A 25,370-nucleotide genomic window follows, 5' to 3' on the forward strand; every position below is an offset into this window, starting at 1 on the left:
AATCCCATGAAGGATTGGCAAGATGATGTGTTCGAATCCCAAGGTACCAACAACCGTCAAGGGATTTTTGATTTGACAAGGAAGCTACTTAGCAATTGGTATTGGTTTGTTCTGTGTGGTATCATCGGGTTTGTTGTCGCCAATACCCATCTCCGGTACAGCACGCCGATTTACCGCATCAGTGCGCGCGTGTTAGTGACCAACCAACAAGGCGGCAGCGTGATAGGCCAAGGTGCCTTTGGCGGCAGTAACATCAATAGTCCATTCGGCGGAAGCAATTCTGTGGACAATGAGGCCGAAGTGTTCAAAACACGTTACCTCATGCAACAGGTTGTGCGGAAGCTGAATGCGCAAGTAAACTACTTCCATCCAGGCCGCGTGCGTGACATCGAAATACATCGCCCTCCTTTTCAAATGACGTTATTAGGCCCCGATTCCGTGCGTGGCGGCACCTTTTTGTTGGAAGCTATCAGTGATCGCCAGGTACGGATCCAACAAGAGGGTGGTAACTTTTCGGTTGATATCGCCTATGGAGAAACAACAAACTTGCCGGGTGTCGGCGAGGTATTGCTTTCACAACAACCGGAGAACGGCAAGGTAGCGGGTCCATATAAGCTCACAATTACTTCCTTTGACGGTAAAGTAGGTGAATATATGGGACGATTGTCTGTGGCCATTAGCAATAAGCAGGTATCTATTATTAATCTTGGATTCAGCTATCCTTTAAAACGCAAGGGGGAGGAAATTCTAAATGCCATCATCCAGCAATACATGGACAACAACCTGCAAGATCGGAATACGATAGCAGACAGTACCATTGCGTTTATTGAAAATCGATTGCTTTATGTTGGTCAGGAGCTAGGGGATGTAGAAGGCAATATTCAAGAGTTCAGGCAAAACCGCCAACTGGCCGATATGTCTGCGCAATCCCAAATGCTACTGCAAAACTCCAACGAATATGTCAAGCAGTTGACCGAGCTGGAAGTTCAACTCGATATCCTGGATACCGTTTCTGCAATTTTGACAAACGGGGCCAATGAGCGTGTCCTGCCTAACGCCATTATACCAGACGACGCTGTATTTGGCGGACAAGTTACGCGTTACAACAGCTTATTACTGGAACGCGACAAACGGCTATTAAGTGCCACACCAGACAACCCCGCGGTTATCAACCTCAATCAGCAACTCAATACACTGCGACAGGATATGCTGGCCAACCTCAACAATACGCGTAGTCGACTAATCATTACACGAAACAACCTGCGACAGAAAACCGGCCAGCTCGACCGTCAAGTACGGGAAGTTCCCGCCATTGAACGCACCTATTTGAATCTAGCCAGACAACAGCAAATCAGGCAACAGCTCTACATCTTTCTTTTACAACGGCGGGAAGAAACGGCTATCAGTAAAACAGCGACCATTTCCAACAGCCGGGTAATTGACCCACCCAAAGCGGCAGGGGCCCCCTTTAGCCCTAAACGTAATATGGTCTTACTTACCGGTATTCTCATAGGCCTCGCCATTCCTTTTGCGACCATCTATATCCTTGATCTTACTAACACCCGCATTGAAAGCCGGGAGGACATTTCAAAGCAGACACAAGTATCCATCATCGGCGAAATCGCGCATAGCAGCACCAAGGAGACACTTGTCGTTACTCCCAGCTCGCGTACAGCTATTGCAGAGCAATTCCGGGCACTACGTACGAATCTTACCTTTTACCTAAAGGATCCGGATGCCAAGGCCATACTCCTTACCTCCAGCATGAGCGGTGAGGGCAAGTCTTTTGTAGCGCTCAACATGGCGATGGTTTTTGCATTATCCGGTAAACGCGTAGTGGTGATGGAGATGGACTTGCGCAAACCTAACCTTTCGGCTAAACTCGATTTTTCTAATCAAATCGGATTCACCAACTATGTTATTGATCCGACACTTGCCCCTATGGACATCGTCGCACCTTCAGGCGCACACAAAAATCTGTTCCTCATTGGGTCGGGCCCAATACCCCCTAACCCGGCGGAAACCCTCCTTAGTGAACGCCTTGGGGAATTGATGACTGCCCTGCGCGCATCGTTTGACTTTATTATTATCGATACGCCACCTATCGGGCTTGTCACCGATGCCCAGTTACTCAGCCATCATGCAGACCTATCCATTTACGTGGTTCGCCAAGGCCGCACCTTTAAAAACCAGTTGCAAATTACGGAAGATTTGTACCGCAGCGGTAAGATGAAAAACCTGGCGATTTTAATTAACGACGTTGGGACACGAGGAGGACGCTATGGATACGGATACGGGTATGGTCATGGATATGGCTATTACGACAACGGACGAAAAGACAGGCCGTGGTGGAAATTTTGGACAAGAAGTTAAATAAAAAAGATAGGCAGAATCTCAGGCCATCTATCAACAGGCAGGGGATGTTTGAACTTAAAAAGCAACAAATATGGTTCTCGAAACCAGTAAGCAGCAACTACAATTGCTCTGTAATATGAAAGCAACCAGCAACATTTACATCGCAGGCCACCGGGGTATGGTCGGCGGTGCCATTAAACGACACCTGGAGAAAACGGGCTATACCAAGCTGGTTTACCGTACATCCGTCGAACTCGATCTGCGCAATCAACAAGCTGTGGATGATTTTTTTGCCACTGAACGCCCAGAATATGTATTTCTCGCCGCGGCCAAGGTAGGCGGTATCTTGGCCAACAACACCTATCGAGCCGACTTTCTTTACGAAAATCTCATTATGGAGGCAAATATCATCCATGCAGCTTATCGATATGGCGTTAAAAAACTGTTATTCCTTGGCAGCAGTTGCATCTACCCGAAGCTGGCTCCCCAACCCCTTAAAGAAGAATACCTCCTCACAGGGCCGTTGGAGTCGACGAATGAGCCCTATGCAATCGCCAAAATTGCTGGCGTTAAATTGTGTGAGGCTTATCGCGACCAATATGGCTGTGATTTTATCAGTGCAATGCCAACGAATCTGTATGGTATCGGAGACAACTATCATCCGGAAAATTCCCACGTGTTGCCGGCCCTCATCCGCCGCTTCCATGAAGCGAAAGAAACCGGGCAGCCCAGCGTAACCATTTGGGGTAGCGGCACTCCCCGGCGGGAATTTTTGTATGCCGATGATGTAGCTGAAGCCTGTGTACACCTCATGAATACATACAGTGGACGAGAACTAGTCAATATCGGCACCGGCGAAGACCTTGCTATTCGGGAGTTAGCCGAGCTCATTAAGGAAGTTGTAGGTTATGAAGGCACATTGGTTTTTGATACAACCAAACCCGACGGTACGCCCCGCAAGCTTATGGATGTAACCAAGCTTCATAACCTTGGGTGGAAGCATAAAACCGACCTAAAAACGGGTATCTCGTTGGCCTATCAGGATTTTTTAAAAAATGAATTTGCAATGCGGTAAGGACGTGCCGCAAATCGTAACACATAATGAAAACAATGAAAACAGCTCTCATCACGGGTGTCAATGGCCAGGACGGTGCTTATCTCGCCGAGTTATTGCTTGAAAAAGGATATATCGTACACGGCGTAAAGCGTCGTTCCTCGCTCATCAACACCAACCGTATCGACCACTTGTATCAAGACCCGCATGACGAAAATGTCCGGTTCAAGCTGCACTACGGTGACATGACCGATAGTACGAATTTGATTCGTATCATCCAGGAGACACAGCCTGACGAGATCTACAATCTCGCGGCTATGAGCCACGTGAAGGTGAGTTTTGATACACCAGAATATACAGCCAATGCGGACGGCATCGGCACACTTCGGCTACTGGAAGCCGTCCGGATATTAGGATTGGAAAAGAAAACACGTATCTATCAAGCCTCCACCTCGGAACTGTACGGGCTGGTCCAGGAAGTGCCTCAAAGCGAGAAAACACCATTCTACCCACGCAGCCCCTATGCTGTAGCCAAGCTCTATGCTTATTGGATCACGGTCAATTACCGGGAGGCCTACAACCTCTATGCTTGCAACGGCATCCTGTTCAATCACGAAAGCCCGCTGCGCGGCGAAACGTTCGTTACTCGTAAGATTACACGCGCCGTGGCGGCTATCGCCTTGGGCCTTCAGCAAAAAATGTATTTGGGAAACTTAGATGCCCGTCGGGATTGGGGCCACGCGAAGGACTATGTACGCGCCATGTGGCTGATATTACAACAGGAGCAGCCAGAAGACTATGTTATTGCTACCGGCATCACTACACCTGTGCGTGACTTTGTAAAAATGGCGTTTGCCGAGGTTGGCGCTGAAATTGAGTTCAGGGGCGAAGGCGTTAATGAAAAAGGATTTATTAAATCGATAGCGGGTACAGAGTTTTCACTAAAAGTTGGTCAGGAAGTCGTGAATGTCGACCCTGCCTATTTCCGCCCCACTGAAGTGGATTTACTAATCGGCGATCCTACCAAGGCGAAAACCAAACTTGGATGGCAACCCGAATATGATCTTTCAGGATTGTGTAAGGAGATGGTTGCTTCTGACCTGACCATATTCAGGAAAGATGACAAAACGCAATGGGAACATTTAATAGGGTAGCACGACTCTATTTTTATAGAAATCAAGTGCTGTTCGCTTCCATAGCGTTCCTATTTTTATCTTGTGGTATAGACAGCGTTTTTCATTGACATCTACCGACTAAGTTTTTTAAATGAAATCAGGCTTGAAACATACACCGTTGGGCTACTTTTCCTTCTTCTACAAGTCGATGGGCAACAAGCTCGTTTTTAACATCCTATTAGCCACGACATTAGGCCTTCTTGACGGTGTCGGCTTGGCATTGTTTATACCGTTACTTCAATTCGTTAATGATTCCTCCGGTGTCGCAACCGGCGAAAGCATGGGCGGGCTACGTTTTATCCTAAACGGATTTGAAAATTTAGGCGTTCCTGTCAACCTCTTCAGTGTATTGAGTTTAATGGTGATTATTTTCTCGGCAAAAGGTGCACTTAACTATTGGTTAAGCATGGAACAGGTCGATTTAAGGCAGAAGTACATGGTCAAGCTACGTTTAGGCCAGATTAAACAATTGGGACAATTAAGTTATCGAGGCTTCCTTACATTAGACGCAGGAAAGATCCAAAATGCGATCACGGCGGAGGTGGGAAAGAACCTGCAAGCTATGATCCAATTCTTAGCTGCAACTAAAGCGGCCATCGTTTTAGTCGCCTATGTGGTGTTAGCTTTTTTAGCCAACTGGCAGTTTGCTTTATTTATCATGTTAGGTGGCTTTTTATCAAGTTTCATTTATCGTAGGATTATCGAATCTGTTAAAACATCATCGATTGAGATTTCCCGTCGAGGGAATCTATTTAACAACTTTATGATCCAATGCATACATCATTTCAAGTATTTGAAAGCAACCGATCATTTTAAGTTGTATGCGGTAAAGCTCCAAGATGTAATCAATGAAGTAGAAAAGTTAAACCGAAAAATAGGAAAAAATCAAGCCATAACGGCTAGCACCCGAGAACCCATAATCATTTTTATTGTTGCGATCGTCATACTGGTACAAACGAACTATCTGGGAGCAAGCCTGGGCTCTATCCTACTCAGTCTATTACTTTTCTATCGTGCATTAAATGGATTAGTGTTATTGCAAAACACTTGGCAAAGCTTTATGCAAAATGTGGGAGGATTACAAGCTGTCTCTGATCTTTCAACTTCGATGCAGCAATTCCAAGAACAAGAAGCCGCAACGCCAATACCTAAATTTCGTTCACAGATTACCCTGAGGGAGCTCTATTTTGCTTATGGCGAAAAACTCGTGCTGAAAGGAGTCGACTTAAACATACAGAGAAACGAAACAATTGCTCTTGTTGGGGAAAGCGGATCTGGAAAATCCACTTTGGTCAATATCATATGTGCTTTGATGGCCCCCACAAAAGGCCAACTCTTAGTGGATGGTCATTCGCCTTATGCTTACAATATTGATTCATACAGAGCACAAATAGGCTACATCACGCAAGAGCCGATCATTTTTAACGATAGTGTATTCAATAATGTCACTTTTTGGGCGCCTCCCACAACCGAGAACGTTGCCCGGTTTTGGGAGGTGATAGAAAAAGTGGCATTGAAGGATACCGTTAACAACATGGGGCAAAAAGAGGACACGCTACTGGGCGACAATGGCATGCTGATTTCAGGCGGACAAAAACAACGCATTTCGATTGCCCGAGAGCTGTACAAGGACGTGGAGTTATTAATTATGGATGAAGCGACCTCAGCGCTGGACTCCGAGACAGAAGGCTTTGTTCAAGAAAGCATCAATCAGTTAAAGGGTGCTTACACAATGATAATTATTGCTCATCGCTTGTCAACAATCAAGCATGCCGACAGAATCTATTTGCTGGAAGACGGCAAAATAAGCGGACAGGGTAGGTTCGAAGAATTAATAAAAAATTCAAGCCGATTTTACCGAATGGCATCATTGCAAAACATACATTAAAGCGCTAATTGCATAATCATGAAAAAGAACGTCACAGCTAAAATTCAAGGCGGGCAAATCCCCAAGGGAAAAGTAAGAGTAAGTGGAGCAAAAAACGCTAGCACGCGACTACTTGCTGCAGCGTTGATTGCCGACGAGACCGTTATATTAACGAATTTTCCCACCGAACTAGTGGATGCCCAATATAAGATTGACTTCATTCGCAAAAACGGCGGAAATGTGAGCGTAGATGTTGCGAGTGAAACGGTAGAAATTGATGCCAAATTACTAGACAACCGCTCGTTAGACAGTTATGATTTTCCGATTCGGACCACTTACCTGTTAGTGCCGGGACTGATTAAGCGTTCTGGCGTTGCCCGTATACCCTACCCAGGAGGATGTAAGATTGGTGATCGTGGTTATGATTTACACCTAATGGTCTGGAGAACGTTAGGGGCTGAGGTAGAAGAAAAACCGGAATACATTGAGGTCCGAGCTCCTAAAGGATTCCGTTCTGGCGAAATCAATTTTCCGATCTCTACTATTGGGGGTACAGAAAACGCGTTAATTTCAGCTTCTATCATTCCTGAGGCGACCATTATAAAAAACGCCTATATCAGTCCCGAAATAGAAAGCTTAATAGCTTTCTTAAGAACGCTTGGTGTAAAGATAGAAGTAGTTGGAAACAGTTTTATCAAAGTAGAGGGCTCGAACTATCTACGTGGTTCGTTATTTCAAGTAATGCCTGACCGTATTGAGGCCATCACTTGGATTGTTTATGGTATTATCTCCGGAGGGAATATCACTGTTGAAGATGTACCATTTGATACGATGGAGATTCCATTAATCCATTTGCAGCACGCCGGTATAGATTTATACCGTAATGCTAAGAATGTCATCGTATCCCCTGAATGCTTGGTAAACGGGCGTATACAACCTTTCGAACTGGCATGTGGTACACATCCGGGTATCATCTCAGATATGCAGCCTTTCTACACATTATTGGGCCTTCACGCAGACGGCATCAGCCGGATTTTCGATTATCGCTATCCGGAACGGTTGAAATATTGTGAAGAGCTCAACAAATTTTACGATGGGGCGCTTTCATGCAAACCCGGGGCAATTACAATAAATGGCGGCAAGCCTGCAAGACCATCTGAAGCAAACTCAACAGATTTGAGAGGCAGCATGGCTGTGGTTATCGCTGCTTTATTGTCCAACGGGCAATCCACTATCCATAATATCGAAATGGCATTACGAGGATATAACAACCTCGAACACAAGTTGAGCGATCTAGGCATACACATTGAAGTAGAGGAGGCGGTAACCGCATAAACTACAGACAGCATGAAAGTTGTAGAGCATTTGGATTTAACCCTTTACAATTCTTATCGAATAAAGGCTATCTGTAAAAGAGCTTATTTTCCGGATTCTGAAAATGATATCCAAACGATATATACGAGCGATGACGATGTTCGGAAAATCGTGCTGGGAAGTGGGCACAATATTATTCTGTCCAAATCCACTTACGATGATTACTTCATCATTTTCTCCGGAAATTTTAATCGCGTAACAATCACCGGAACGGAAGTAGTAGCCGAGGCAGGCATCTCTATGTATGACCTTAGCTTACATGCGTTAGCACATGAGTTATCTGGGCTGGAATTGTTTTATGATATTCCCAGTTCGCTCGGCGGAGCAGTTGTTATGAATGCCGGTGCTAGCGGAGAAGAAATAAAAGATCTGTTGACCAAGGTACGTTATTATAACCCCTCGTCCAACCAGTTTGCGGATATCCAACAAGACGAAATGGCATTTGAATACCGCAATAGTTTTTTCCAACGCAATCCTCACCTGATCATCACAAAAGCTTGGCTTAGCCTGAAAAAAGGAAATAAAGTGGCCATCAACGAAAAAATGGAACAAAATAAAGCAGTACGATGGGCCAAACAGCCAAAAGAATACCCCAACGCCGGCAGTGTCTTCAAAAGGCCAAAAGGATTCTATGTCGGTGCCTTGATGGATGAACTGCAGCTGAAGGGATATAGCATTGGCGGGGCAAAGATTTCGGAAAAGCATGGTGGCTTTATTGTAAACGTTAACAATGCCACCGGGGATGACATTTTAAGAATCATCAAACATGCACAAGACAAAGTGCATGAACGCTATGGAATAACATTGGAAGTGGAGCAACGCATCATATAACGGAACAAATATGACCTCGACGCCCTTAGTAAGCATCGTTTGCGGATACTATAATAGAGAAAATTATGTCGATGAGTCGGTAACTTCACTCATCAATCAAACTTACCCAAATTTAGAGATTCTCATATTCGACGACTGTTCTACGGACAACACGTACGAAAAGCTAAAAGCGTTTGAGAACAAAGACACAAGAGTCCGTATAATTAAACATGACGAGAATAAGGGATTTGTCAGGGGATTAAGAGCTGCAATCGCAATGTCAAATGGAAAATACATTGCTATACACGGGTCGGGCGATGTGTCTTATCCGACACGCATTGAAGAGCAGGTGCACGTATTGGAAACTCGTAAAGAAATTGGTGTGGTGGGCTGCTTCGTTGAAAACATCTATTCATCCAATGGCGCCAATGAAATACGGTTGTGGAAAAAGGCTGTAAACGGGGATGCGCGAGAACTGTTGCTCGAAGATAATCCCTTTACACATGGCGAAGTCATGTATCGGAGGTCAATATATAATCAGGTCGGCGGGTACAGCGACCTATTTATTTTTTCACAAGATTTTGATTTGTGGTGCCGAATGAGTTTATACTGCCACTTTTACACAATTAACCACGTGCTTTACCGAAGGTATCTACTTGCGGATGGCGCATCAGTAAAGCTTGACAAAAAGATCCTCCAGCAGACATTAAAGGAATTTGGAATACAAAACCATGAGCTAAGACTACAAGGCAAACCAGATCTTATTGAGCGTTATGGATATCAATCCATGCTATTCTTTCAATTCACAAAACGATATCTCCTCCGAATAAAACCTATCTTGTTCCAGGCACTGAAACAACCCGGCATTCCCGATAACACGATTGAAAAAGTTAACTTTTTTGTTGACAATATCTATCAAAAAAACTCTCATAAAATTGGCATTAAATTACTATATGCTTTGTATTTCGTTTTTCCAAGAAAAGTGTCTCGCCTATTGATCAGCAAAAGACCTTTCTACATGCTGATAGACAAACTACTTAAATGAGGATAAATCCCAATAGCATGAAAATTCTAATTGTAAAAGAGACTTCAATCAAAATCAGCGAAAGCTTTATTATCGGCCATTCGACAACCGATTTGTATGAGTCAATGTTGATACATAAACAAGTCCCTGTCGAATTTGGCAAAGCCCAAAGTAAACGATACATATACTACTCAAAAATACTGAATCAAATCGGGAAGCTAATAGGTGACCCAACGTACACCTATAAGACGCTTTTAAAGCGGATTATCACCAAATTCAAACCTGATGTAATGCTCGCGGAATATGGCGTAACCGGCGTGCAAGTCTTTGAACTTTGCAAGCAACTAAAGATTCCTTTAGTCATACATTTCCATGGTTTTGACGCCCACATGACGAATGTTTTGGCCAAGTACCAACTTGCTTATAGAAGAATGTTTCATGTAGCCAGCGCAATCATAAGTGTCTCAGATGCTATGACAACGAATTTAATCAACGCTGGTGCTAGCCAGGAAAAATTGTTCTTAAATCCATACGGTATTGATTTACGGCGATTCTCCAAAACAAATGAAACTGGCGACTATTTTCTTGCGGTTGGCCGTTTTGTAGAAAAAAAAGCGCCGAATCTTACTGTAAAAGCGTTCTCTCAAGCGCTACAAATAACCCCTCATATAAAACTAATTATGATTGGCGATGGCGAGCTGTTAGCGGAATGTAAGACTCTTGCGGAAGAGCTGGGCAGCGCGGATCACATTAAGTTTTTGGGCGCTTTGGAGCATAATCAGGTAAGGAAATACATGGAAAATGCCTACGCCTTCATCCAGCATTCCGTTGTCTCTTCTGATGGCGACTCCGAGGGCTCTCCTGTGGCAATAACGGAGGCCGGTGCTATGCAACTTCCTGTAATTTCTACTAGACACGCTGGTATTCCTAGAATCGTCATTGATAATGTGACCGGAATACTAGTTGAAGAAAGAGACGTGGATGGTATGGCTTCTGCAATCGCAAAATTAGCAAAAGACAACAAGTTGGCTTTAAAAATGGGGCAGGCCGCTCGACAACATATCGAAAAGAATTTTTCAAAAGAACTATCCATGGAACGGTTAAGAGACATTTTTTCTTGGGTCATCACCAAAAAAAACAAACCAGCAGCCAATCCACCGATGGCTCTAATTGATGAAGTAAAATAAATAATGGATACCTCTCGTACCGAACATCCTTTTGTTTCTATTATCATCCCAACGTATGATGATTGGGATAGATTGAGAATCTGCTTAAATGCGTTAAGTGCCCAAACATATGACAAAAATCATTTTGAAGTGATCGTTGTAAACAACAAACCGCAAGATAGCGGTTTATCTTTTTCGACCGATTTTCCTTGGGTTAAGCTAATCACTGAACACAAGCCGGGCTCTTACGCGGCACGTAATGCAGGTGTTCGAATCGCAAAGGGTGAGATACTTGGATTTACTGATTCAGATTGTGTGCCCGACACTAGCTGGATAAAAGAAGCTGTCGAATTTCTAAAAAAAGAAGCCCACTATGACAGAGTCTCGGGCCCCATTGTGATATTTACAAAGGATGAAGCCTCGTGGATAGAGTTTTATGATATCTTTTTTGCTTTCGACCAAGAGACATGTGTTTCCAAGGGGTATGCGGTTACGGCCCACATGTTTTCAAAGAAAAAAGTTTTTGAGACAGTCGGTCTTTATGACGACTCACTACAATCTGGTGGTGACGCTGCTTGGGGCAAACTAGCCGATCAAAATGGATTTAAAATTGGATTTTGTAAAACCAGTATCATGCGTCACCCGGCAAGAGATTCATTAGCCGAGTTGGTCAAGAAAGAAAGACGGGTGGGTCTGGGACTAAGCAAAGTTAACAAGTCTAGTTCATCGGTAAAGCATAAACTCCGTCTACTGTGGTATGCATTAAAACCAAAGTGGGATGTTATCAAATATATTTTTAATAAAGAATCCGATGCAACCTTTATTAATAGATTGGTTTTATGTTTTTTGAGATATTATTTAGTGATCATACGAACATTTTCTATTATAAAAAATTCATAGATGAAAATCGCCTTTTTTTCACCAATACCTTTTTCTAAAAAGCTCGGAGCCACAAAAAATCGCTTAGAATTGGCGGAAGCGTTGAGAGAACTGGGTTGGAGCACCGATTTAATAGATAGTAAAATGCTTGGTCTTACTGACAATGCAAGTCAAATAAAAAATGAATATAGAATTCGTTTGAAAGAGTATTTAATTGAAGGCGCTTCCCGCTATGACGTAATTCTATATGAATATGACACTTTGCCCTTTGAAAGATCACTATTTAGCGAATCAACATTGCTGGTTGCCAGACCAGCTCTAGTAGATTTTCATCATCTCAAAATAAAGATTCCTTATGATTTAAAAACCCATTTATCAAACATTGTCAGAAAAACGTTGCAGCTTACCGACCGGCGTAAATACATGCTTCGCCAAAAAGAAAAATTCGCAAGAGAAGAAAGCTTGCGGAACTGCGACCTTATACAAGTGCAAAATTCCATCGATTCAGAGCTGATGGCTTCGAAATACCCACAAAAACAAATCCTGCTAATTCCAAATGGGATTGCAAAAGATCGATTCACGAAATTTCAGTCCATTCAACGGAACTATCAAAACTTACACGACAAACCCGTAATAGCTTTTGTAGGTACCTTTGATTATCGAAAAGGTGCAATGGACTTCCTGTACATCATTGCGAAAATACAAAATAGATTTCGGGGCGTCACATTCAAGTTTATTGGAGCTCGAGGACTGTTTAGGTCTACCCAGTCAATTTTGAATTTTTTCCCCTATAAACTACGCAAACATATCGAGATCGTTCTCGAGTTTGAACCTGATGATTTGCCGCTGTTATTAGCCGATTGCCATATAGGTGTGTTCCCTTCATATTTTGAGAGCTTTGGATTTGGCGCTTTGGAAATGATGTGCTCCGGACTACCTGTAGTCGGATATAAAAGTCCCGGACCCAACGACTTTTTATTGCGCAGTCTACAAGTTGATGTTGGAGATAAATCTGAGTTGGTAAAAAAAATTCTTGATTTGTTGGATAACCCTAACTTCCTTTCCGAAAAGTCCGCCGAGGCAAGGAAGGCCACCGAAAAATATCAATGGCACCTTATCGCAAAAGAAGCTGATAGCGCTTACAAAAAAATACTATACGCAAAAAGAAATTAACGCAAGAGTGTAATCGAAATGCAACATTTCCTTACCAGCAATTAACACCAACATAAAATGTCGACAAAAGGGATGAAGATACTTTTTATTTGCGGCTCGCTGGAGCCTGGCAAAGACGGCGTAGGTGACTACACGCGCCGGCTTTCAGCAGAGCTGATTCGCCAAGGTCATTCAGCTAGCATCATGTCGATACACGATAAATATGTAAGTCAGACGTCTAGCACTCATCAGCAGGACAGTAGAATTCAGGCATTAACCATTCGGATACCTAGAAAAATGACTTGGAAGCAACGAGCTATGGAAGCAGCCAAATTCGTAGCAGACATAGACCCTGATTGGATAAGTCTACAATACGTACCGTATTCCTTTCATAGCAAAGGGCTGCCTTTTGGCATGTTAAGGTTTGTAAAAAAACTAAGTAAGCGACCGAGCTGGCATATTATGTTTCATGAACTCTGGGTAGAACCAAAGACGACCAAGTCAAAACTGATCTGCTTTTTTCAAGCTTCCATCATCCGGCTCTTAGTCCACACCATAAAACCAAAGGTCGTTCATACCCACCTCCCCCTTTATGAAAGCCGGCTTAGATCAATTGGTTGTGAAGCTCTTCCGCTTCCTCTTTTTTCCAATATCAAAAAGAATACTACAAAAAAAAGGCATTTATCGTCCAATCGATTCCGGATTATATTCTTTAGCCAGATATCAAGTAATAAATTGGTTTTTGACTTCTTAAAATCAATAGCTAACGAAATTCTTGACTCCGGCTTGTCATTGGAAATCATTTATGTTGGTAACGGGACCAGACTTAAACCGGAAATCAAGGCAGCCTTTTCGACCTATCAATTGACCAGTTATACTCGGTTTTCCGGCTTCTTATCTGAATCCGAAGTTTCTAGTCTATTGTTAGAAAGCAATTTAGCAATCACTCCTTTACCTACCCAATATCTTGGGAAAAGTGGCACCATAGCAGCTTATATCGAACACAATCTGCCTATTGCAGCTCCAATAATCTCAACTATGAACGAAAAACCTGTTTTAGGCATTTACGGAGAACAGGCTAAAAAATTCATTCTACTACAGCCTTCCTTAAAGGCCATTCGCGAAATGGAGGAAGAAGGCCTGGTGAATTGTTTAAGTATATCAGAAATTACCTCCAAGTTTATCACAGATTTAGCCAGTAGAAAAATGACAATCAAATGAAATCGCTAAAAATATTACTTATTACTTATCGATTTTACCCTGACGTAGGAGGAATTGAAGTTAACTCGGAAGTCCTGGCTAACCAGTTCCTCACGTTCGGTGCCGACGTCCGCTTGGTAACGAACACCATAGCAAACGGAGACAAAAAGTTTCATTTTCCGGTCATTAGAAAACCTCCAATAAAACAGTTAATCGAGCTACATAAATGGGCAGATGTTGTTTTCGAAAATAACCCGACCTTACGCCTTTCGTGGCTCAACATTTTTATTAAAAAGCCCTTAGTAATAGCAATACGAACATGGATTAATCGCGCCGATGGTAATGAAGAATGGCAAGACAAGATAAAGCAATGGTGGATACGACGAGCTGCCTACACGATAGCCGTAAGTAAAGCAGTTCAGTATGAACAGTATGTTGCCAATACAATCGTGATTGGGAATCCATATCGTGAAGAACTTTTTCGAATAATCCATGGTATAAAAAGGGATAAAGCGTTTGTTTTTATGGGCAGATTAGTATCTGATAAGGGGGCTGACATGGCGGTCCGTTTATTACATTCTTTATTACAGCATAAGCAATTGTTGTCCGATTTCGGTTCCACAGAGTTTCCAAAATTGACGTTGACAATTATAGGCGACGGACCTGAAAAGAGCAAATTGCAACAATTGGCACGCGAACTGAATATTGAGAATCACGTAAAATTTACAGGCACATTAAAAGGTGCCCCGTTAGTTCAGGCGCTGAACGAACATCGTTATATACTTGTCCCCTCTCGATGGTCGGAGCCTTTTGGAAATGTAGCTTTGGAAGGAATGGCCTGTGGTTGCATCCCAATCGTGTCTGATGGCGGAGGTCTACCGGACGCAGTTGGTGCTGCAGGCGTGACTTTTAAAAGAAATGATCTTGACGACCTTATTATGAAAACGATGGCATTAATCCAAAATCCAAATCAAGATTTGAAACTCAGAGAAAAAAGCCGAGAACACTTGGAAAACCATCGCCCTAACGTGGTTGCAAAGAAATATTTAAAGGTGTTAGAGAGCGCACTTAATCAAAAATGATATCAATTCAAGCATTGTATTATGGTATTCTTAACTCATCCAACCGGAAATCAATTTGTTAAAAGTGCATTGAGGGGTTTGAAAGACCATGAATCATTACTGGCCTTTCATACCGCTGTGGCCTCATTTCCTGGTTCAATGCTTCACCGTATTGGGCAAATCAATGCGTTTAAAGAAATCAACAGAAGGGAATTCGATGCAGACCTAAAAAGCCTAACATACACATCGCCCTCGATGGAAATAGGCCGGCTTGCGGCCAGCAAGTTCAAATGGAATTCTTTAATTGCCCATGAACATGGCCGGTTTAGTGTGGATAACGTTTTCCAACATATTGACCGTATTTCAGCAAAGATGTTAATCGATAAAAAACTAACTGGGCTAAAAGCTGTATATAGTTATGAAGATGGAGCTCTTTATACGTTTAGACAAGCCTTAAATTTGAATTTGGTTAGACTATATGACCTACCTATTGGCTATTGGCGGGCTATGCGACAACTGTTAGGAGCAGAACGTGAATGCCGACCCGATTGGGCGACAACGTTAAAGGGGTTTAAGGACTCAGAGGCAAAGCTACAGCGCAAAGACGAGGAGCTTCGTTTAGCACAGCACATTTTTGTCGCCAGTAGCTTTACCAAGAAAACGCTCGAATTATACCCTGGCACGTTGGCTCCTATCCATGTCATCCCTTATGCATTCCCAGAGGTAGCGATTGGCAAGACCTATTCATCGGCGTCTCGCGCCAAATTACGGCTGCTGTTTGTCGGTGGACTGTCGCAACGAAAAGGTATTGCGAATGTCTTGGAAGCCGTAGAAGGCTTAGGGAATCACGTGGAACTAACCATCGTTGGAAGAAAAGCAGTAGAAGGATGTATCCCGTTGGATGCAGGCTTACGAAAGCACCGCTGGATACCTACGTTGTCCCATCAGGACATCCTCAAATTAATGCGCGAGCAGGACGTGCTATTATTTCCTTCATTATTTGAGGGGTTTGGCTTGGTAATTACGGAAGCCATGTCCCAGGGGACACCAGTAATAACCACCGACCGAACTGCTGGGCCAGATTTGATCGTGCATGATGAAAACGGCTGGTTAGTCCAAGCAGGGAACACTGATGGACTGAAACGGCAAATTGAAGCATTGTTATCCAAGCCGGCACTTATTAAAGCTAATGGATTAGCCGCTATCGAAACAGCAAAAAAAAGACCTTGGGAAAAATACGGAACAGAATTAGCGCTTAAAATAAAAGAGGTCATAGCGAATGACTGACAATAGAACGGTGATGAATAGCCACGTACATACCATCCAACAAGCCTGGGCGACTAAGCGCGCAGCAAAAGACTTGGAACGAACCGTGTTACTGCTCAAACGAGGTATATGGTTATATTTCTTGTTACTGATTTTTGAGGGAGCGCTTCGAAAATGGTTTCTACCCGCGCTGGCTACCCCACTGCTGGTTGTCCGGGATCCTATCGCATTGGCACTATTAGCTATCGCTTACCACAAAGGACTCTTCCCAAGGAATGGTTTGATGGTGGCGTTCATAGTCGCAGCACTTATTTCATTTTTTTTGACGCTCCTAGTTGGTCATGGGAATTTGTTTGTCGCCGTATACGGAATAAGGATTTTGATTATACATGTCCCTTTTATGTTTCTTATCGGGAAAGTGTTTCGGCAACAAGATGTGGTGGAAATCGGGAAGGCGATACTTTGGATCGCTATCCCCATGACGGTCCTTGTTGCACTTCAATTCTATAGCCCGCAATCCGCCTGGGTCAATCGTGGCGTAGGTGGCGACATGGAAGGCGCCGGGTTTAGCGGTGCGTTGGGTTATGCCCGCCCGCCAGGAACGTTTTCGTTTACAACCGGGACGACGTTATTTTATAGCATGTTAGCCCCTTTTGTCCTTTATTTCTGGCTACAAAAAAACAAGGCGTTATCGCTTTGGATTCTCGTCGCCGCAAGCATGGGATTACTGGCAGCCATTCCGCTTTCAATAAGCAGGGGCTTATTCTTTCAAATTGGGGTATCTACGCTCTTTGCTACATTCATTGTTATTAAACGCCCAGCGTTACTTAAATCACTAATCGCCGGTCTTGTCTCCTTTGCTTTATTACTTGTTGCGCTAAGTAACTTACCTTTTTTCCAAACAGCGATTGAAGTGTTCATGACACGGTTTGAACGAGCTAATGAGTCCGAAGGGGGGTTGGAAGGCGTATTAATAGACCGTTTTCTGGGTGGCATGTATGGCGCGGTGTTTGGAGACAGGGAGATTCCACTTTGGGGATTCGGGTTAGGTATGGGTACCAACGTGGGCGCCATGTTACTTGCAGGAAGGCTCACATTTCTTATCTCCGAAGGTGAGTGGGGAAGACTAATTGGCGAAATGGGATTTCTTTTAGGACTGACTATAATTGTTTTACGCATTTTGGCTACCATTAAAATAGGCCTAAAAAGTTACCAAGGTCTAGCGAACAACAATATTTTACCTTGGCTTTTGTTCAGCTTCGCAGCATTGAACCTTTTACAGGGGCAGTGGGCACAACCAACGAGCTTGGGGTTTACCGTTGTTGCTGGCGGACTAACTATCGCAGCATTAAAAAATAAAACGATTAAACATACGACTACCAATGTTCGATAGCCACTTCATACTGATTGGAAATTATGCACTCGATCATCAAGAGAGTATGAATCGCTATTTACTAAGCTTGAAAAAGGCGCTCGTGCAACAAGGGATTCGGGTAACTGTATGGAAACCTGTTATTTTTTTTGCTACAGGCCAACATTCGACTATTCATGGCTTCGGAAAATGGTTAGGCTATTTAGATAAATGGGTATTGTTCCCAATAATTGTGAAATTGAGAATGCTTAAGAGTGTTTATCGAAAGCAGGACACCTACTTCCACATTTGTGATCATTCGAACTCGCCATATCTCGCTGTTTTACCTAAAAGCAGAAGCGGAATTACCTGTCATGATGTACTTGCCATACGGGGGGCCTTCGGCTATGAAGACGCCCACTGTCCGGCCAGCAAAACCGGCATTTACTTACAAAAATGGATATTTAGGAGTCTTGTTAAGGCAAAGAAAATCGCCTGTGTTTCACAGCTTACCTTAAATCAGTTAAAAGACTTAGCCGGCGCACGTGCTATATCGTCTGATAAAAAATGGAAGGTCGTATATAATTCGTTTAACGCCCATTTCCGCCCAATGCCTGCCCCTGAACGCATAGCGATGATTAAGAAATACGGCTTGGAAGATTTAAACTACATCCTTCATGTTGGTTCGGCGTTACCCAGGAAAAACAGAAAGATGCTGATGGAGATGGTTGCACACCTCGACGAATGGAAAGGCAAGATCTGTTATGCAGGCCAACCCATTGACCCGGCCTTGCAAATCCTTATCAACGAACTTGTTATGGCTGACCGCGTAGTTTCTTTAGTTAAGCCATCACACGAGGAGTTAACCGCATTATATAGCGGCTGCGCTGCTTTTATTTTTCCATCATTTAGCGAGGGGTTTGGATGGCCAGTCATCGAAGCGCAGGCTTGCGGCGCACCTGTAATCGCCAGTAATATTGAACCCATGCCCGAGGTGTCGGGAGGAGCTGCCATACACGTTAGCCCTTATCATGCAAAGGAGTTTGCTTCAGCATTATCCGCCGTACTGCACAATCCTCAAGTAAAGGACGAATATATTCAAAAAGGGTTTGAAAACTGCCGACGGTTCGAGCAGGAGATATTCATCAATCAATTTTTAGCACTTTATGATTTAAAAAATGATTAAAAAGTTATTCGTTTTTTTATTGCCGTGGGCGCTTAGACGACGACTACTTAATGCTTGGTTTGGATATGAAATTCACCCGAAGGCCCGAATTGGCTTCGCCTGGATTTATCCCAAAAAACTGGTGATGAAAGAAAAAGCCAGGATAGCGCATTTTACCGTCGCGATTCATTTAGACTATGTTGAATTAGGATGCTACGCCTCTATCGGGAGGAAAAATTGGATAACCGGATTTCCGACCTCAGGTACGTCGCAACACTTTGCTCATCAACGAGGCAGCCGAAGATCGGAATTATTCCTGGGCGAACATTCAGCCATTACCAAAAACCACCATATTGATTGTACAAACCGTATTACAATAGGTAGGTTTGTAACAATAGCTGGTTATCAGTCACAATTACTGACTCATTCCATCAACATTGAGGAATGCAGACAAGACAGTTATCCGATTTATATTGGCGACTATTGTTTTATAGGTACCAATTCGGTAATTCTGGGTGGCGCCAAATTACCTCCCTATTCCGTATTAGGCGCAAAATCGCTACTTAACAAGGCCTTTGAGCAACAGTTTGCGTTGTACGCGGGGGTTCCAGCGGCTTTTGTTAAACCAGTCAATAGCGAAGCTAAGTTTTTTACACGGCAAACAGGTTACGTAATTTAATTTTATGAACATCTTACGCGTCATAACCAGCATGAATCCTGCAGACGGAGGTCCGGTTCAAGGTATACGGAACAGCATTCCGGCGCTGGAGGAGCTTGACGTGCATAATGAAGTGGTATGCTTTGATGCCCCTGACGCATCGTTTTTAAGGCGCGATTCGTTTACTATTCATGCGATAGGTCCTGCAAAGGGCCCCTATGGGTACTGCAAAGACTTAGCACCGTGGCTGCAGCGCCATTTTCATCGCTTTGATGCTGTCATCATCCATGGGATCTGGCTGCACAACAGCTATGGTACCTACCAAGCATTAAAACAGTATCGGAAGCAAAAGGGAGCCGCTCCTAAGCTCTTCGTTATGCCACACGGGATGCTTGACCCCTATTTTCAAAAGGCTCGTGGCCGACGATTGAAAGCGATCCGGAATTGGTTCTTCTGGAGTTTTATTGAACGGCATGTAGTCAACGGCGTCGATGGGCTGTTGTTTACCTGCGAACAAGAGTTGCTTTTGGCTCGTGAGACGTTCGATTCATACCACCCCAAAAGAGAATTAAATATTGGCTATGGTATCCAGCCACCTCCACCTTACACGACCAAGTTAACACATGCCTTCCATTCGGCTTGCGCAATAAAACTCGAACAACCATACTGGTTGTTCCTCAGCCGCATCCATGAAAAAAAGGGTGTAGATTTACTCGTCAACGCGTACCTCAAGCTGCTTAGTGAAAAAGGCGACTTACCCGCGCTGGTGATCGCCGGCCCCGGATTGGACACCGCCTATGGAAAGGAAATGATATCGCTTGCCCAATCTAACACCCAAATTCTATTTACCGGTATGCTTACCGGTGCGGCAAAATGGGGGGCGATTTATGGCTGTGAGGCATTTATACTGCCCAGCCATCAGGAAAATTTTGGCATCGCCATTGCAGAGGCAATGGCCTGCGAAAAACCCGTGCTCATCAGCAATAAAGTAAATATCTGGCGGGAAATTAAAGCTGGTGGTGGCGGACTGGTTGACACCGACACCGAAGAAGGTGTGTATACGATGTTAGCGCATTGGTTTCAATTGGCGCAACCCGAAAAAACAGCAATGGCGGCTTCGGCAAAACGCACGTATGAAGCTATCTTCACCATGGAGAAGGCCGCTATCCGAATGGTTAATGCATTAAAATCAATATAACGATGTCTTATAATACTGACACATACACAGGGCCATCGTTTTCCTTGCGCAACCGCATAAGCCGGGTGTTGTGGAATATCGTGTATTTGCTTTTCTTCCGCTATTCGCCCCGCCCCTTCCATATATGGCGGGCCTTTTTGCTCCGTCTATTTGGAGCAAAAATCGGCAGAGGCGTACATGTATATCCCCGGGCGAAAATCTGGGCGCCTTGGATGGTCAAGATTGGCGACGAAAGCGGCGTCGCCGACGATGTCACCCTATACAGCCAGGCGCCGATAAACATTGGCAATCGGGTAGTGATTTCACAAGGCACGTACGTCTGTACCGGAACGCACGATTACATGAAACGGGGCTTCCCCCTCGTTGCATTGCCAATTATTATTGAAGATTATGCGTGGGTGGCTACGCAAGTGTTTATCCACCCCGGTGTAACCATTGGCGAAGGATCCGTGGTAGGGGCCCGATCGGTGGTAACCAAAGATACGGGGCGTTGGATGGTTTGTTCGGGGTTTCCCTGCAAGCCGATAAAAGAGCGTGTTATGTTGGAATAGTAAAAAAATGCTTTTGTATGAAATTGGACTTGACCATCGTCATTCCTGCAAAAAATGAAGAGAAAAACCTTCCGGGCTGTCTTGAAGCCATTGGCCAAGATTTCGCGCAACAGGTTGTTCTCGTCGATTCGGGGAGTACCGACCGCACGAGGACAATCGCGGAGAACTATGGTGCCACTTACATCAACTTCCAGTGGGATGGACAATTCCCCAAAAAACGCAATTGGTACCTGCGCAACCATACACCCGCTACCGAATGGGTATTGTTTCTTGACGCGGATGAGTACCTCACACCAACCTTCAAGCGGGCTGTTGAAAAAGCACTTGCCGATACCACCAAAGTGGGTTATTGGCTAAATTATACCGTATACTTCATGGGCAAAAAGCTGAAAGGCGGCTACCCCTTGAAGAAGCTTGCCCTCTTCCGGGTCGGCACAGGCGAATATGAATATATCGACGAAAAACAATGGAGCCATCTCGATATGGAAATCCACGAACACCCCATACTCACCGGCGATGTCGGGATTATTAAAGCAAAAATTGACCACCGCGATTTTCGGGGCGTGGCGCACTATGTCAATAAGCATAACGAATATTCCAGCTGGGAGGCGGCGCGATACTTGAAAATGATGACCGCCGCGAATAAGGCCTTGCTAACTAAGAAACAACGTATTAAATATCGCTTGTTGCGAACACCACTGATAGGCCCCGCCTTCTTTTTCGGAAGTTTCTTTTTAATGGGCGGCTTCTTGGACGGTGCCCGCGGGTTTGCCTTTGCTGTGCTCAAAATGGCGTATTTCACAGAAATTTATTGTAAAATAAAGGAAAAGAGCTAATTAAATCGATGAGGGTATATGTAAACATATTTCTCAAATTGACAAGCATACTTTACACGCACTTGCTTGCCTATACGGTGTTCGGTGCGCGAAGAAGGTGGTATTATGACGCCAACGAAATACGTGAGATAGGAAATTGGATGCCTTTGTATGTTAAGGTAGAGAACTGGCCGAAGTGGGAGCCCTTTTCCCACAGTTTCAACGAATTTTACCTCGACCTGTTTGGCAATATCGTGCTGTTCATACCTTTTCCCTTTTTTTTGTTTTTTATCTTTCAAGTCAGTTCATGGAAAAAGTTGGTTGTGCTTTCGGCAGGTGCGAGTTTATGTATAGAAATCAATCAATACTACTGGGGCATCGGTGTTACCGACGTTGACGACTTTCTATTAAATACCTTTGGCGGACTGATTGGTGCCGGTTTGCTGCAAACACTATTGAACAATAAGCGTTTTCAAACATATGCGTATCCTGATTTTCGGCATTAATTATTCCCCTGAACTTACGGGCATCGGCAAATATACCGGTGAAATGGGTGCGTGGCTGGCTGCACGGGGGCACGAGGTGACCGTGGTCACCGCCAAGCCCTATTATCCAGCGTGGGAGGTCCCCGTACACTATAAAAAGCCGGCGTGGATAACCGAACGTATAGATGGGGCAACCGTACATCGGGTCCCCCTGTATGTGCCGAAAGAGGTGACCGCAAAAAAGCGCATTATCCATGAATTTTCTTTCCTGGGTGGCGTGTTTCCCAAATGGTTTGGTCTATTGATAAAAAAAAGATATGACTTAGTTATCAACATTACCCCTCCCTTTCATTTGGGCTTCTATGCCTTGTTTTACGCTAAGCTGAAGGGTGCCAAACTGATTACGCATATCCAAGATTTGCAAGTCGACGCAGCAAAAGAGCTTGGCATGATAACAAATAAACGCTTGCTCCGCCTCATGTTTAGGGCTGAAAAATACCTCTTAAATCGTAGCGATGCCGTTTCATCCATCAGCTTGGGCATGAAAAAAAAGATACTGGCCAAGGGGATATCGGAGAGCGACTACCTCATGTTTCCCAATTGGGTAGACGAACAAGCCATCCAACCGCTCCAAAAAACACAATCATTAAGGGGCGAGTGGGGAATACCATTAAATGACAAAGTGGTACTATATTCCGGCAATTTGGGTGAGAAACAGGGACTGGAAATCATCATCGATGCGGCCAAGCGATTCAGTGATAGGCCAGACGTGCATTTTATTATCTGCGGTTCAGGCGGTGCACGCGACCGGCTTAAAGCTATGGCCGAACAGGCCAGATTGAAGCAAATACGCTTCTACCCTTTGCAGCCATACGAAAAACTATCGGCCCTATTAGCCACGGCCGATGTGCACCTCGTATTACAAAAGAAATCGGCATCCGACTTGGTGATGCCCAGTAAACTTACCGGAATACTTGCCTCGGGCGGCTTCTCGCTCGTCTCCGCGGTACCCGGCACCTCACTGTATGAAATAGTAGACACCCATCAATTGGGTATCCTCATTGAGCCGGAATCCGCTGAGGCATTGGCGGACGGCTTACAGCAAGCGCTGAGTACTGACGTGACCTTGTACCGCGAACGTGCCCGGCAATATGCGGAACGCTTTTTGAGTAAAGAACAAGTATTACAGGAATTTGAACGAAACTTAGTTAGGTTGACCTCCCATGAAAAGCAAACTTAGTCTCTTCTTCCTAATCCTACCGACAATTGCGTTGTCTCAACGTACGGACTCCCTGAAACTTCGGGTAGGCACCACGGCCACCATAGCCGCTGAAGGCTTCCAACCGCTTTGGATAGAATCAAACCGGTTTGGGTTGCTCAGCGAAAAAGGTGAAGATGTCGCCACCTATATTGGCGCGTGGAATACCCATACCTTTTCCGGCGGCAAGCACACTTTCCGGCTGGAATATGGTGCAAACGTGGTCAATAATCACCATTTCGGCCATCTGGTCATCCAACAGGGTTATTTGAAAGCGCGATATGGTGTGCTGGAAGTCCGAGGTGGTCGCTATGAGGAGGTCATGGGAGAGGTAGATCCCCTGCTGTCTACCGGTTCATTGGGTATCAGTGGCAATGCGTTGCCTATTCCAAAAGTGGGCTTCGCTTTTCCCGACTATGTCCCTGTACCTTTCACCAATGACTGGCTGCAGGTCAAAGGGCTGATCAGTCACGGATGGATGGGAGACAACCAATCGATGAAAGACGCTTGGCTGCATGAAAAAACGTTATACCTGCGGCTTGGGCCAGGTCCGTTTAAGGTATATGGTGGTGTACAGCACTTTGCCGTGTGGGGGGGTAGACGTGGAAGCTGGGAACTGGACCGTTCATGGGGCGGTTTCTTTAATGTGCTCTTTGTGAAAGAAGCGAACGATGGCAGTGTACCGGAAGGAAGGCTGCCCAATAGAGCGGGAGACCACCGCGGACTGGTTGAATTCGGTGGCGATTTGGATACCGATGATGCATTGTTCCACATGTATTTCCAAGTCCCTTTTGAAAGCGGCATGGGTATCGACATCCGGAATATCGATCGTGTCGGTGGCCTCAATGTGACTCTTAAAAACCACGCTTGGCTGGATCGCCTGCTGTTTGAATTCATTTATACCAAGCAGATGGAGAGCTTCCAGGATGCTGAACTGCAAAGTTATTACAACAACGGTGTGTATGCCAATGGCTGGGAATATGATTTTCGTAGTGTTGGAACGCCGTTGTTTCTCAACCGATATCGCGGTTCGAATTTTTTACCTGTCAACCCGATTTATTGGCGCTATGATAATAACTTCTATTGGGGAAATCAAAATTTCATCAATAACCGTATTGTCGGCGGTCACATCGGTATGTTGCACCGTTATGCACCCGGTATTAGCGGAAGAACGATGCTGACCTATACCCGAAACTTTGGCACACATCGCAATTTTATTACCGCCTCACCTCAAAATCAGGTCTACACCTTACATGAAGTAGCCGCGGATATTGCACGCATCCCAGGTCTGCGCCTGTCAGCAGGTATTGCATACGACGCCGGTGGGTTTTACAACAATGTCGGTGGATTGTTTGGCATCCGGTATGAAATAAATAGAATAAAATAAATAAATAGGTTCATTTAAACTATCTTATCCCATGAAAGTTACTAAAATCTGCTGCCTCGGCAGCGGCTATGTAGGCGGCCCCACCATGTCTGTCATTGCCCAGAAATGCCCGCACATCT

Annotated in this window: 22 protein-coding genes; all 22 read left to right on the forward strand. The window is 44.5% G+C overall.

All coding sequences use genetic code 11. The features are described from left to right. Positions 1 to 6: 6 nt before the first annotated feature. Positions 7 to 2,373, forward strand: a complete 2,367-nt coding sequence (locus JHJ32_RS16720; protein WP_200121716.1) for a tyrosine-protein kinase — start codon at positions 7 to 9, stop codon at positions 2,371 to 2,373. Positions 2,374 to 2,491: 118 nt separating this feature from the next. Beyond that, entirely contained in the window at positions 2,492 to 3,430 is a 939-nt protein-coding gene (locus JHJ32_RS16725; RefSeq protein ID WP_200121717.1) for a GDP-L-fucose synthase, read from the forward strand. Positions 3,431 to 3,465: 35 nt separating this feature from the next. Next, a complete protein-coding gene (gmd, locus tag JHJ32_RS16730) occupies positions 3,466 to 4,563 on the forward strand; it encodes a GDP-mannose 4,6-dehydratase (protein WP_079718762.1) in 1,098 nt (365 codons plus the stop codon). A gap of 112 nt (positions 4,564 to 4,675) precedes the next feature. Continuing rightward, the gene (locus JHJ32_RS16735; RefSeq protein WP_200121718.1) at positions 4,676 to 6,472 is read left to right on the forward strand and encodes an ABC transporter ATP-binding protein; all 1,797 of its coding nucleotides are present in this window, start codon (positions 4,676 to 4,678) and stop codon (positions 6,470 to 6,472) included. Between the two features lie 18 nt (positions 6,473 to 6,490). Then, positions 6,491 to 7,786, forward strand: coding sequence for a UDP-N-acetylglucosamine 1-carboxyvinyltransferase (locus JHJ32_RS16740; protein WP_079718740.1), 1,296 nt, complete (start codon positions 6,491 to 6,493; stop codon positions 7,784 to 7,786). Between the two features lie 12 nt (positions 7,787 to 7,798). Beyond that, complete coding sequence (gene murB / locus JHJ32_RS16745; RefSeq protein ID WP_200121719.1) at positions 7,799 to 8,656, forward strand: UDP-N-acetylmuramate dehydrogenase; 858 nt, start codon at positions 7,799 to 7,801, stop codon at positions 8,654 to 8,656. 10 nt (positions 8,657 to 8,666) lie between these two features. Further along, a complete protein-coding gene (locus JHJ32_RS16750; protein ID WP_200121720.1) occupies positions 8,667 to 9,680 on the forward strand; it encodes a glycosyltransferase family 2 protein in 1,014 nt (337 codons plus the stop codon). A gap of 17 nt (positions 9,681 to 9,697) precedes the next feature. Then, a complete protein-coding gene (locus JHJ32_RS16755) occupies positions 9,698 to 10,846 on the forward strand; it encodes a glycosyltransferase (protein ID WP_200121721.1) in 1,149 nt (382 codons plus the stop codon). Positions 10,847 to 10,849: 3 nt separating this feature from the next. Beyond that, positions 10,850 to 11,725 (forward strand): glycosyltransferase family 2 protein, encoded by an 876-nt coding sequence (locus JHJ32_RS16760; RefSeq protein ID WP_200121722.1) that lies wholly within the window; start codon positions 10,850 to 10,852, stop codon positions 11,723 to 11,725. After that, complete coding sequence (locus JHJ32_RS16765) at positions 11,726 to 12,877, forward strand: glycosyltransferase family 4 protein (protein WP_200121723.1); 1,152 nt, start codon at positions 11,726 to 11,728, stop codon at positions 12,875 to 12,877. A 72-nt stretch (positions 12,878 to 12,949) separates the two neighbouring features. Then, on the forward strand, positions 12,950 to 14,077 hold the full coding sequence (locus JHJ32_RS16770) for a glycosyltransferase (RefSeq protein WP_200121724.1): 1,128 nt from the start codon (positions 12,950 to 12,952) through the stop codon (positions 14,075 to 14,077). Further along, positions 14,074 to 15,138 (forward strand): glycosyltransferase family 4 protein, encoded by a 1,065-nt coding sequence (locus tag JHJ32_RS16775; RefSeq protein WP_200121725.1) that lies wholly within the window; start codon positions 14,074 to 14,076, stop codon positions 15,136 to 15,138. Before JHJ32_RS16770 ends, JHJ32_RS16775 begins: the two co-directional genes overlap by 4 nt. A 21-nt stretch (positions 15,139 to 15,159) precedes the next feature. Next, positions 15,160 to 16,404 carry a glycosyltransferase family 4 protein gene (locus JHJ32_RS16780; protein ID WP_200121726.1) on the forward strand — a complete coding sequence of 415 codons (1,245 nt, stop codon included), beginning with the start codon at positions 15,160 to 15,162 and terminating at the stop codon, positions 16,402 to 16,404. A gap of 85 nt (positions 16,405 to 16,489) precedes the next feature. Next, positions 16,490 to 17,776 carry a hypothetical protein gene (locus tag JHJ32_RS16785; protein WP_200121727.1) on the forward strand — a complete coding sequence of 429 codons (1,287 nt, stop codon included), beginning with the start codon at positions 16,490 to 16,492 and terminating at the stop codon, positions 17,774 to 17,776. Continuing rightward, positions 17,766 to 18,920: a glycosyltransferase family 1 protein gene (locus JHJ32_RS16790; RefSeq protein WP_200121728.1), complete on the forward strand. Its 1,155-nt coding sequence runs from the start codon at positions 17,766 to 17,768 to the stop codon at positions 18,918 to 18,920. Before JHJ32_RS16785 ends, JHJ32_RS16790 begins: the two co-directional genes overlap by 11 nt. After that, positions 18,913 to 19,578 carry a hypothetical protein gene (locus JHJ32_RS16795; protein ID WP_200121729.1) on the forward strand — a complete coding sequence of 222 codons (666 nt, stop codon included), beginning with the start codon at positions 18,913 to 18,915 and terminating at the stop codon, positions 19,576 to 19,578. The genes JHJ32_RS16790 and JHJ32_RS16795 overlap by 8 nt, the downstream gene beginning before the upstream one ends. Before the next feature lie 4 nt (positions 19,579 to 19,582). Continuing rightward, on the forward strand, positions 19,583 to 20,755 hold the full coding sequence (locus JHJ32_RS16800; protein WP_200121730.1) for a glycosyltransferase: 1,173 nt from the start codon (positions 19,583 to 19,585) through the stop codon (positions 20,753 to 20,755). Positions 20,756 to 20,757: 2 nt separating this feature from the next. Then, on the forward strand, positions 20,758 to 21,306 hold the full coding sequence (locus JHJ32_RS16805) for a WcaF family extracellular polysaccharide biosynthesis acetyltransferase (RefSeq protein WP_233632714.1): 549 nt from the start codon (positions 20,758 to 20,760) through the stop codon (positions 21,304 to 21,306). Between the two features lie 17 nt (positions 21,307 to 21,323). Next, a complete protein-coding gene (locus JHJ32_RS16810) occupies positions 21,324 to 22,142 on the forward strand; it encodes a glycosyltransferase family 2 protein (protein ID WP_079718757.1) in 819 nt (272 codons plus the stop codon). Between the two features lie 38 nt (positions 22,143 to 22,180). After that, positions 22,181 to 22,627: a VanZ family protein gene (locus JHJ32_RS16815; protein ID WP_200121731.1), complete on the forward strand. Its 447-nt coding sequence runs from the start codon at positions 22,181 to 22,183 to the stop codon at positions 22,625 to 22,627. After that, positions 22,602 to 23,846 carry a WcaI family glycosyltransferase gene (locus JHJ32_RS16820; RefSeq protein ID WP_200121732.1) on the forward strand — a complete coding sequence of 415 codons (1,245 nt, stop codon included), beginning with the start codon at positions 22,602 to 22,604 and terminating at the stop codon, positions 23,844 to 23,846. Before JHJ32_RS16815 ends, JHJ32_RS16820 begins: the two co-directional genes overlap by 26 nt. Continuing rightward, positions 23,830 to 25,251, forward strand: coding sequence for a capsule assembly Wzi family protein (locus tag JHJ32_RS16825; protein ID WP_200121733.1), 1,422 nt, complete (start codon positions 23,830 to 23,832; stop codon positions 25,249 to 25,251). The genes JHJ32_RS16820 and JHJ32_RS16825 overlap by 17 nt, the downstream gene beginning before the upstream one ends. Positions 25,252 to 25,370 lie beyond the last annotated feature (119 nt).

The sequence above is a fragment of the Parapedobacter sp. ISTM3 genome (genome assembly GCF_016533505.1).
GTDB classification, from domain to species: Bacteria; Bacteroidota; Bacteroidia; order Sphingobacteriales; family Sphingobacteriaceae; genus Parapedobacter; species Parapedobacter luteus.